The organism is Paenibacillus sp. FSL H7-0716, assembly GCF_038002705.1.
Lineage (GTDB): Bacteria > Bacillota > Bacilli > Paenibacillales > Paenibacillaceae > Paenibacillus_AQ > Paenibacillus_AQ odorifer.
Genome location: NZ_JBBODA010000007.1, coordinates 194,322 through 205,232, shown reverse-complemented (window position 1 = coordinate 205,232; position 10,911 = coordinate 194,322). Strand labels below are relative to the sequence as shown.

At 47.2% G+C, this 10,911-nt stretch carries 8 protein-coding genes; 6 read left to right on the top strand and 2 right to left on the bottom strand.

Annotated elements, in window-relative coordinates; genetic code table 11:
* Positions 1–108 precede the first annotated feature (108 nt).
* The 3 genes from MHH60_RS12160 (at position 109) to MHH60_RS12150 (ending at position 1,987) form a co-directional block, all read left to right on the top strand.
* A complete protein-coding gene (locus MHH60_RS12160; RefSeq protein ID WP_051491502.1) occupies positions 109–405 on the top strand; it encodes a helix-turn-helix domain-containing protein in 297 nt (98 codons plus the stop codon).
* Complete coding sequence (locus MHH60_RS12155; RefSeq protein WP_076134786.1) at positions 371–1,315, top strand: DUF1861 family protein; 945 nt, start codon at positions 371–373, stop codon at positions 1,313–1,315. Before MHH60_RS12160 ends, MHH60_RS12155 begins: the two co-directional genes overlap by 35 nt.
* Before the next feature lie 87 nt (positions 1,316–1,402).
* Positions 1,403–1,987, top strand: a complete 585-nt coding sequence (locus MHH60_RS12150; RefSeq protein WP_076101172.1) for a 50S ribosomal protein L25 — start codon at positions 1,403–1,405, stop codon at positions 1,985–1,987.
* A gap of 64 nt (positions 1,988–2,051) precedes the next feature.
* Here MHH60_RS12150 and MHH60_RS12145 read toward each other — a convergent pair whose 3' ends face one another.
* Positions 2,052–4,349 carry a UvrD-helicase domain-containing protein gene (locus MHH60_RS12145; protein WP_076134787.1) on the bottom strand — a complete coding sequence of 766 codons (2,298 nt, stop codon included), beginning with the start codon at positions 4,347–4,349 and terminating at the stop codon, positions 2,052–2,054.
* 1,408 nt (positions 4,350–5,757) lie between these two features.
* On the opposite strand from MHH60_RS12145, the gene MHH60_RS12140 reads away from it, so the two are divergent.
* Entirely contained in the window at positions 5,758–6,594 is an 837-nt protein-coding gene (locus tag MHH60_RS12140; protein WP_076134788.1) for a DUF6492 family protein, read from the top strand.
* A 2-nt stretch (positions 6,595–6,596) separates the two neighbouring features.
* Positions 6,597–7,976, top strand: coding sequence for a sugar phosphate nucleotidyltransferase (locus MHH60_RS12135; RefSeq protein WP_076134789.1), 1,380 nt, complete (start codon positions 6,597–6,599; stop codon positions 7,974–7,976).
* A gap of 472 nt (positions 7,977–8,448) precedes the next feature.
* Here the strand turns inward: MHH60_RS12135 and MHH60_RS12130 are convergent, their stop codons facing one another.
* Positions 8,449–9,321, bottom strand: a complete 873-nt coding sequence (locus MHH60_RS12130) for a Cof-type HAD-IIB family hydrolase (RefSeq protein ID WP_076134790.1) — start codon at positions 9,319–9,321, stop codon at positions 8,449–8,451.
* A 304-nt stretch (positions 9,322–9,625) separates the two neighbouring features.
* Here MHH60_RS12130 and MHH60_RS12125 point away from each other — a divergent pair, with 304 nt between their 5' ends.
* A complete protein-coding gene (locus MHH60_RS12125; protein ID WP_076134791.1) occupies positions 9,626–10,867 on the top strand; it encodes a DUF445 domain-containing protein in 1,242 nt (413 codons plus the stop codon).
* Positions 10,868–10,911: the final 44 nt, after the last annotated feature.

Below are 10,911 nucleotides of genomic sequence, written 5' to 3'. Positions count from 1 at the left end.
AATGTTGCAAATTATTTCCTAATCCCACTGTAACATGACCGTTTTATCTTGTCAATTCGATTGACGCCTTGGGGTTAGTGCGGATATATTATTGGAGGAGGTGTAGGAATGCCAGTCATACGCAGTAAACTGAGTGAGGTCATGGAGAGGCATGATCCGAAATTATCGATCCGCAAGCTTGCTAAAGAGATCAATTACCATTTTGATTCGGTACGCCGAATGTATAAGAATGAGATGGTGCAGTATCCAAGGGATCTGTTGCTAAAATTATGTGTATACTTTAATGTCCAGCCCGGCGAGCTGATTGCCATGGATGCTGAAGACAACGATTGGGTGATCGATCGTTCAAATGATTACGAGGAGGACGGCGATGACAAGGAACCCGGCACGGACAGCCACCTGTAAGCAGCTTCTGGATACATATCATGCCGGACGCGGTACAACTACTGTAAATAAACTGACGTTCACCGGTGTTGGGCACCGGGATGTCTATAATATAACCGCCCCGTTTATGTATAACGGGGAAGAGGTACTAATGGGAAGAGTTGAGGAACGGGACAGTGAGTTCTCTCAAGTCTTCTTTTTTACATGCCATGATGGGGTTTGGAGACCTCGTGCGCATACGCATACGTACAATTTACAGGATCCGTGCTGGACCCGGATCAGGGGGGAACTGATCGTAGGCGGGGTGGAAGTGATTACGGCAGCGGATGATCCGCACCGGATTGTCTCCTGGGTGACTCAGTTCTACCGGGGGTATCACATCGATTCTTTGACCCACTTTTCTTCAGGACCCGGCACGATGAAGGATATCCGGCTTATCGAGCTTGATAATGGCAGTGTAGGCGTATTTACCCGGCCACAGGGCGAGCGGGGTGGGCGAGGACAGATTGGGTTCACAGTGATTCCTTCGCTGGACGAACTAAATGAGCAGACCTTCATTGAGGCCGAGGTGCTACAGGATCAATTCGTGCCCGAAGAGTGGGGTGGAGCCAATGAAGCTCATCTGTTGCGGGGTGGAATGGTGGGCGTATTGGGCCATATTGCTTGCTTCGATAGTGCCGGAAACAAACACTATTATGCCATGGCTTTTTCGCTGAATCCTGAGACTTATAAGGCAACTCCGGTCAAAATAATAGCAGTCCGCAGTGATTTTCCGGCGGGCCCGGGCAAGCGCAAGGAACTGGAGGATGTCATCTTCAGTGGTGGCTTGAAGCGTCTTGGAGGAGGCCGGGCGGTATTGTCAGTAGGGGTGAGTGACGCAGAAGCGTATCAGATTGAAATCGCAGACCCATTTGACGAATATGAATCCTAGCATTCTTTCAATTGGTTTGACTAGATTATATGGTCATGTTACACTTAGTGTGACAAGAATTTATGGTCAAAGAGAGCGGGAAACCCAATGAATAAGTTTATTCAATTCAACACACGTAAGACTGACACCAAGTCCAACATCAATCAGGCGCGTAAGCAAGGACGTATTCCGGCTGTATTATATGGTATTGGTAAAGAGACTCTGACGTTGGAAGTGAATGAAAAAGAACTTCTGGACATTCTCAAAAAGAATCCGCGCGCAATTCTGCAAGGTAAGGTATCGGAAGAGCTAGAGGTTCCGGTCGTGGTTCAGAATATTCAGAAGGATACCCTGTCGGGCAAAATTCTGCATATTGATTTTCAACATGTAAATATGAAAAAGAGCATGGACAGCAAGGTGACTATTCATTTTGCAGGTGAAGCCGTAGGTATTAAAGCAGGCGGTACGCTTCAGGTTGAAATTTATGAAGTGGAAGTTCGCTGTATGCCTGAAGATCTTCCTACCTCCATGGAAGTGGATATCAGCGGATTGGATATTGGCGACCAATTGCTTGTCTCTGACCTGATCTTTAAGGACGGGATTGAAGTGTTGACCGAACCGTCAACCGTAATGATCCAGATCAAGACCGTGCATGAAGAAGAGGAAGAAGAAGCGGTAGTAACTCCAGCCTAAACCTATATTTTTATTAAAAAAGCAAGTTTCCAGGGAAGAGGAAACTTGCTTTTTTTGCGTTGAATCATACAGGAACTTCTCGTTGGTCCTTTGCCATAGGGGAACTACATAACGGGCAGGGCTTTGAGGTTAAATGATCCTCAGCTCCGCCCGCTTTCATGCGCGTCCAGCCAGGACAGGTATTGCTGGTACAATTCCATACTGGAACGACATGGGTTCTTGTCGCAGTTGTGCGACTGGTAGGTAAGGATCTTGTTGTCACTGTTCTGCTCACCGTAGTCGTTGCTGTGGAAGAAACGGCAGAGCGGAAGGCTGATAACATGAAGCGGGAGACCTCTGCTTTTTTGCCCCGATGCCTCGCAGGTGAACTGATAAATAGCTCTTCCCGGGCTCTAGTAACAGCTACGTAAGCCAGTCTTCGCTCCTCTTCCAGGGCAGCCAAGCTTGAACTTCCACTATTTGCAGCGGCCAGCTTGCGGTCCTTGAGCCGGTCGCCCTCGAGGGCGGAGCTATGCGGGAGAATTCCTTCAGAGGCTCCAATCAAAAAGACCACAGGAAACTCTAATCCCTTGGATTTGTGAATGGTCATAAGCGCGATCCGATTCCCTTGTTCTTTGGTGCCCGGCTGACGATTATGTTCATTACGTTCCGTAACATTATCTATGAAATCCAGAAAGGCAGGGATACTATCAAATCGCTCTGCAGACGATTCTAGTTCATCTAGCATTTCTTTTAACGTCTCACGATGCAAGGTTGCTTGATGCCGCTCATTTGCTTCGATGAAATAATCATAGAATTGCGTGCGGATCTGGCGAATCGCTTGGACTGGGGTTAACTCGCGCATATTGCGAATTAGATCCAGCCGCTCTCTAAGCTTAGTGCCCTTGAAATCCTCCATGCCGGGCATGGACAACAGATGGATTAGTGGGCCTTGCTTTGGTTGTCTGGCTTCCATTTGCCGGATGTGATTCATACCTTTTTCACGGTTCATATATAGAGTAGGCAGGATGTTCTCCATAGCCGCAAAATTCCGCCGATTCACGGAGAGACGCATATGATCCACGACCGGGGAGATTAGCCAGTGTTCGTACAGTAATTGGCCTTCTCCATAATCAATATAGGGAATATCGCGTAAAAGAAGTAATTCCAGAACGGCCCGGTTGCTGCTGGACGCTCTATATAACATGGCGAAGTCGCTATATTCTCTTTTGCCGCTCGAAACCTCGTTTAAAATATGCTCAACCATCTGCTCAGCTTCCTCGTCTGCTGTCTGCGGACGCATATACCGGGGCTGACTCCCGCTGCCTTTGGCAGCTTGCAGGGTTTTGGAACGCCGGCGCGTATTGTGCCGGATAATACCGTTGCCGAGTCCGACTATAGCTGGACCAGAACGGTAATTAATATCAAGTGTAATAACCCTTGCTCCCGGGTACAGCTTCTCGAATTCCAGAATAAATTCACTGCGTGCCCCGTTGAAGGAATAAATCGTCTGGTCATCGTCGCCAACCACCATCAGATTATGCTGCGGGTGAGCAATCATTTTGACTAACTCGTACTGCAAGGCATTGGTATCCTGAAACTCATCCACCATCACGTATAGATATCTCATCTGCAATTCCTGCAAAAGCGTAGGACGCTCCTTCAGCATCCGATAGGCGATTAAGAGGACATCGTCGAAGTCGATTTTGAAATTGTCTAGTTTCCATTGTTCGTAGATTTCCAGAATGGATTTCATTTCTTTTTCAGCGGTGGTTCCTTCAGGCAAGCCTTCTACGGTACCCATGTTCATCTTACAGGAAGAGAGCAGGGAGAGTAGCGTTTCCGGTGGATAGGCATCCTTAGGTAGCCCGAGCTCACGCATGATTTGTTTTAGCAGGATGTGCTGGCGCCGCGTCTCACTGAAAATCTCTTGCTGCAATCCTTGTCTGCGCAAGAAAAATAAGAAAAAGGAATGAAACGTGCGGGCCTGCAGCCGCGCGACGTCCGCTGGGCCTACTCCCGGTAATAGGGCGATCCGTTCGCGCATTTCAGCCGCAGCTTTACTCGAAAAAGTCAGCAATAGCAGCTGACTTGGCGAGACACCGCGCACGGACAACAAATAACCGGTTCGGCAGATCAGAACCGAGGTTTTGCCGGAGCCTGCGCCGGCCAGTGTTAGAAGCGGCCCTTTATGATGCCGTACCGCGGAAATCTGCGGACGGTTGAGCAGGATGCCGCCTTCTTCCAGCCTGCGAAAATAAGCGGAGTCCTCTTCCTCCCGCTTCACCAGTTCTTGGCTTGTCTGCGCTGAGGCCACAGCCGCTTGCGGGATCCGCTCACCAGTAGCTCCCAGCGGGATATTATGAAATAAAAGCTTATTCAATAGATTCACCTTCATTATTTCTATATAGAGTGATCTCAACAAATCTAGTTCTATGATGTTTGAGTTCATCTTAAAATTTGCCGAAAATTTAGCCAATCTACAATATACCATCCCAGGCTTTTTACTGCACAGGAAAAGTGTTGGATATTGAGCCAGTAAAAATCTGGGGATTGGTGTGGGAGTGGGACACAACGGTGGTATAAATCCCGTAGATAGGCTGGAATGTGGCTGCGTGGGCGGAATGTACGGTAAAAATTCCGTAGATAGGCTGGAATGTGGCTGCGTGGGCGGAATATGAGGCATAAATCCCGTAGATTGGGTGGGATGTGGCTGCGTGGGCGGAATGTGAGGCATAAATCCCGTAGATAGGCTGGAATGTGACTGGGTGGGCGGAATGTGCGGTATAAATCCCGTAAATAGGCTGGAATGTGACTGCGTGGGCGGAATGTGAGGCAAAAATGCCCTAGACAAAGGCAAATCCGCCTCCGTAAGCGAAAAGAGAGACATATATGCCCTAAAAAGAAGCAGAAGAGGAGCAGCGACGTGGAAGAGAGGCAAAAATGCCCTGGAAAAGGGTGAATCCGCCCCCATAAGCGAAAAGAGAAGCATATATGCCCTAGAAATGAGCAGAAGAGGAGCAGCGACGTGGAAGAGAGGCAAAAATGCCCTAAATAAGGGCGAATCCGCCTCCGTAAGCGAAAAGAGAGGCATATATGCCCTAGAAATGAGCAGAAGAGGAGCTGCGACGTAGAAGAGAGGCAAAAATGCCCTGGAAAAGGGTGAATCCGCCCCCATAAGCGAAAAGAGAAGCATATATGCCCTAGAAATGAGCAGAAGAGGAGCTGCGACGTAGAAGAGAGGCAAAAATGCCCTAGACAAAGGCGAATCCGCCTCCATAAGCGAAAAGAGAGGCATATATGCCCTAGAAATGAGCAGAAGAGGAGCTGCGACGTAGAAGAGAGGCAAAAATGCCCTAAATAAGGGCAAATCTGCCTCCGTAAGCGAAAAGAGAGGCATATATGCCCTAGAAATGAGCAGAAGAGGAGATGCGACGTAGAAGAGGGGCAAAAATGCCCTAAATAAGGGCAAATCCGCCTCCATAAGCAAAAAGAGAAGCATATATGCCCTAGAAATGAGCAGAAGAGGAGCTGCGACGTAGAAGAGAGGCAAAAATGCCCTAAATAAGGGCGAATCCGCCTCCGTAAGCGAAAAAAGAGGCATATTTGCCCCAGTAAAGGGCGCTGGGTGCAGGGCTGTTTCTATTTTTATAATATAAAAATTTCTGCCCCGCGCATCGCAGAATTGTCCAGCGCACATTTGCCACTCCCCTGAACAATTCTGTGATGCCCATTCCCTTTTCCTATCATGCTCATATCCTAAAGCAAAAACATGATATGGAGATGACCCTATGCCCTCGCCCAGTAAGGCCCGCATCAGACATGCCGTTACTATAGATGTACTGATACCCGCGATTGAAAAAGATTTACAGACCCTTCCCCATGTGATTGACGCTGTTAGAAAGCAGGTTAAGCATCCCATCGGCCGGATAATAATTGTTGCTCCCAAAAAGAAACGGATGATTGAGTTCTGCCGCACAAAAGGCTGTACCTTTATTGACGAGAATACGGTGTTGCCGATTACGAAAAAAGACATTCATTACCGCTCACGCACCTGGGAACGTTCCGGCTGGCTATTCCAACAGCTGCTGAAGCTGAATGGCGACAAGCTCTGCACAGCGGATTATTTTTTGGTCATTGATGCCGATACCGTTCTGATCACCCCCCACCATTTTCGGGCGAATGGCAAGACACTCTTTTACAGCCGGAACTGGAGCCAACCACAGTATTTTGTAACCTATAGGAAACTCATGGGCCGCAAGGTGACCGCAAAATCATCATTTGTGACCCATTACATGCTGTTTGAACGCAGTCAATTGGCTCAAATGAAAAGAGAGATAGAAGCAAAACACCAAATGCCTTGGTATCGAGCTATTTTACACAGTATGAACCGCTCCAAGCAATTTGCCTTTTCCGAATTCGAAACCTATGCCAATTACCTGTATTCGAAAAATCGCGAGGGAATGAAGATTCAAAAAGCGCGTAATAAAGGTCTCCATATGAATGCAGGACAGCTATCCAAGCAGAAAGTGAATCAGCTGGCTGAGAAGTATAGATCATTGTCTTTTCATAAACGAAAGGGGTATGTGAGAACACCGGGGGCTAAATCTAACGCAGGGGGGCGATAGGGTTGCAGATCGTACTCCTTTCAGGGGGATCGGGGAAGCGGTTGTGGCCGCTATCAAATGAGATCAGGTCAAAAGCTTTTTTAAGGCTGCTTCCAACAGAAGCTGGCGGTGTGGAGTCGATGATCGAGCGGGTATGCAGAGGGCTGGAAGAAGTAGGTTTGTTGGATTCAAGCTGCATTGTGACTCATCGCAGTCAGGTGGAGATTACTCGCAAATCCGTTGGTGCTCAAGTCCCTTTATTAGCAGAGCCGCAGAAACGGGGGACTTTTACTGCAGTAGCTCTGGCGGCGAGTTATCTGCATTCTGTGAAGGGTATGGACTCAAATGAGATCGTAGTGGTCATTCCGGTGGATTCGTATGTGGAGGCTTCTTTTTTTAAGCAGCTTCATCAATTTCCGAGTGTGCTTGCCGAATCACACGCGGACATTGCTTTAATTGGTGTTTTACCTGAATTTCCTTCTACGCAGTTCGGTTATATTCTGCCGGGTGAAGGGTCTGGGGTAGGAGGGACGTCTTTTTTAAATGTTAAACAGTTTGCAGAGAAACCGAACGAATCGACAGCCGCCGAGTTCATTTCTCAGGGAGGACTGTGGAATTGCGGCGTGTTTTCCTGCTCATTAGGGTACTTGCTCTCAAGTATGGTGGAACGGGATCTTCCCGTAGATTACATGGAATTTATGGAGCATTATGATCAATTGCCAGAACGAAGCTTTGACTATGAGGTGCTAGAACACACGCGGCGAGCGGTAGTCATCCCCTATATTGGGGTGTGGGCGGATATTGGCAGCTGGGATGCACTTGTTCCCCATTTGCAAGGAAGAGTAATTGGCAGTGGGAGTATTTCTGAGGATTCAAAAGGTACCCATTTGATCAACGAACTCACTTGTCCTGTGCATATCATTGGCGCTCCTGGTTTAATCGTGGCGTCGGGGCCAGATGGCATTTTGGTTGCTGGGATAGAGCAGGCAAAACGAATTAAGCAGAAGCTGGAGGGCCATGCAGCGAAGCCGATGATTGAAGAAAAACGCTGGGGTACCTCACGCATTTTGGATTTCTCTCGCACGGCAGCCGGTATTGAGGTTACGACCTCAAAAATAACCATTTTGGCAGGTGAGCACACCAGCTACCATTTTCATCGGCATACTAAAGAAGTTTGGTCTTTTCTTTCTGGGAATGGAGAATACCGGATGAATGGCCATCTTCATGCGGTTGCCGCCGGGGACACGGTCACGATTCCTGCTGGTACGAAGCATGGGCTGCGGGCCATTACAGCGCTCGAATTGATTATCATTGAACTGTTGGAATTTCCTGAGGTGGATGACTACGTACGAGTGTCTGCCGAATGGGAGGGGGAGGACAGCTTCCTTGATGATTTGGGATGAATGGAAAGGTAGTTCGCTTTAACCCGGAGGCTGCTATAGATATGGATAGATTGCGTGGCTGAAGTGAAATAGATGTATTCAGTGCAACTATTTCGTGGAGTAGCGAATGTCTTGCGATTTAGATGTAGTTTGTACAGTTAAAAATCGCGAATTTTTGCGTTTTGAATAGATTTGCTGAATATAAGTGTACAGAGTGCAATTAAATCCGAATTAGCGCCTAAAAGAGGGCATTTAACTGTACGAAGTACAACTAATTCTTGAGAGGGACGGGGGATGCAATAGGCAAGCCACAGTAAGCTACAGGAAAGCGATAAGTAAGCTATAGGTAAGCCACAAGTAAGCTATAGGCGTGCCACAACCTAAACCTAAAGTGTGATGGAAGCCCTCTACCTAGCAAAAATAAACCCACAAATAGCACCGTGAGCAGAACTGCCCACGGTGCTATTTGTGCATTCACTGCTTTATACAGAAATTATTCTTTAGAAATTCTATTCAAAAGATGCTCAATTCCTGCCGCGACTCCGTCTTCCTCATTACTGGTGGTGATGAATTCCGCCATTTCCTTAAGAATTGGCGCAGCGTTAGCCATAGCAATCCGGTAGCCGGCCTTCTCGAACATCGGCTGATCGTTATAACTGTCACCCATGACAGCTACATCCGCTAGCGGGATACCATAATGGTCAGCAAGCATGGTTACCCCGGAGCCTTTGTGGGCCTCTTCATGGTTAATCTCGATATTATTTACATGGGAGGCGGTAATAATTAAGCCCGGAATAGCTGCGAAGCGGGTGGAAGCTTCCTTGAGCAGCTCTCGGTTTAGAGAAAAAGCCAATGTTTTATAAATAACATTTTCCTCCTTGCTCCAAACCTCTTCCATACTCTCCACATAGGTTACCGCTGCTTGTTGAAACTGTTGATCGATCATTGCTTTCAGCAGCCAGCTGACTTCTTCAGGAACTTCTTCATCACTTAGTGCAGATAATTTCTCTAACCGTACACGTTTGTTCAGCTCTACATAAACGTTATCCTCAGTGTATACCTCGTAATACAAGTCCGGAATTTCGTTCATCCAGCGTAGAGCAGGAATGATGTCTGCTTTATTCAGCGGCGTGCTTGCCGCGAGGGTGCGATCAGATAATGTGACGACTGCGCCATTTAGACTGACTACAGGACATTCCAGATCCGCCAGCCGAAGCTGACGTTCTGCATCCATAAAGGAGCGCCCTGTAGCAATGATAACAATGTGACCTAGTTTCTGAGCTTTTATAATAGCTTCGCGGTTTTTTGGACTGATGTTTCCTTCTTCGTTCAGTAATGTTCCATCCATATCTAAAGCAATCAGCATATTGTATGAGCTCCTTTTCCAGGTAAAGTAGTACTTTTTAAGGGGATTTGAAACGTTACTTGTATCTTATCATTAATATTCTGAAAACCAAAAACCATTTTCATGCAAATGCACAATAATGAACGTCTAACAAGAGATAAGAGTTTTTACAGTATATTTTTAGAAAATAGTTCAGTCGTGGTACAATAGTTGTCAAACTAACCGACTAGCCGAATCTATCGTCAGCTTATGTTCGAGGAACGTGACCGACGGTATTTTTCCTGCGTAAGGACATCGGCAGCTGCTTATGTAAAGGGGACTATTTATGAGATCCAAAAACTTAGCCACCATGTCACTCGCCTTTATGGCATGTGGGTTTCTGATTACACTGTTTCTACCTGAAAACCTAGCCGTGATTCTACTGAGAGGTGGTTTCGAGGCCGGTTTGGTGGGGGGGATTGCCGACTGGTTCGCGGTAACGGCGCTGTTCCGCCATCCGATGGGGCTGCGTATTCCACATACCTCACTACTGCTCAAGAATCGCGATAAGATCATCCAATCACTAATCACCGCGATGGAGACTGAGCTTCTTAACAAGGAAAGCATTGAGAACAAGCTGCGTAAGTTTGGCTTTATATCAATGGGCTCCAAGCTGCTGACAAAGTTTTTTAGTAAAAAGAAGGCAAGAGTACAAATATTGGAGCAGCTTGGCGAATTCGTGTCTCGTCTTCCGGTAGAGAAGGCCGTACCCTTTCTGCAAAAGGCAGCCTCCGAATATGTTCGTGAAGCTGAGCTTGGCGTTGCGGCTGATAAAATAGTTACTAAGTTAATGAATGACGGTAAAGATGTAGCTGCTCTGGACTATGCGCTGGAAGGGGTATCTAATTGGAGCGGACGTCCTGAAACGAAAGCTATGCTGGGCAAGATCGCCAGCGAGAAATTGGCTGAAGTGAAGCTTGGCGGACTTAAAGGTATGGCTTTTCAGGCTTTTGTCGGGTTTATGGATGCAGATATGCTTGGTGAAATGCTGCAAGGTATGTTGCAGTCCGGTATCCGCGATTTTCGGGAAGAGGATAGCCCATACCGTGAAGAGATTATCCGCGAGATTCGAGTGGCCCTGTTCCAGATTGTTAATGATGAGGCTAGACTGGCTTCATTAAAAGAATGGGCACTGAATGAGCTTGAAGGCGAAGCGGCAACCGCATTTCTGCATACGCAATTGGAGAACATTCGCAGCAAAGCAATTTCTCTATTGGAGGAAGATCGGGCGGCTGGGGGACGCAAGCTGTTCACGTTATATACCCTGCTTGTACGTCGTATTGGCAAGGAACAAGAATGGATCAGTAGCTGGGAAGAGCGGATTCGCGCTTCGCTAATTGCCTTTGTAGAGGCTAACCACTACAGAATAGGTCTTTTGGTAAAAGAGAATCTGGACAGCATGGATGACGCTAGTCTAGTGAATATGCTGGAAGATAAAGTGGGTAAAGATCTGCAATGGATTCGTGTGAACGGAGCTTTATGCGGGTTTGTCGTAGGGCTTGTGCTTACAGTTATTCAATTGATTTGAATGAAACTTACCTATGTAATGTAAAATTCACAAACAAAGCAAGC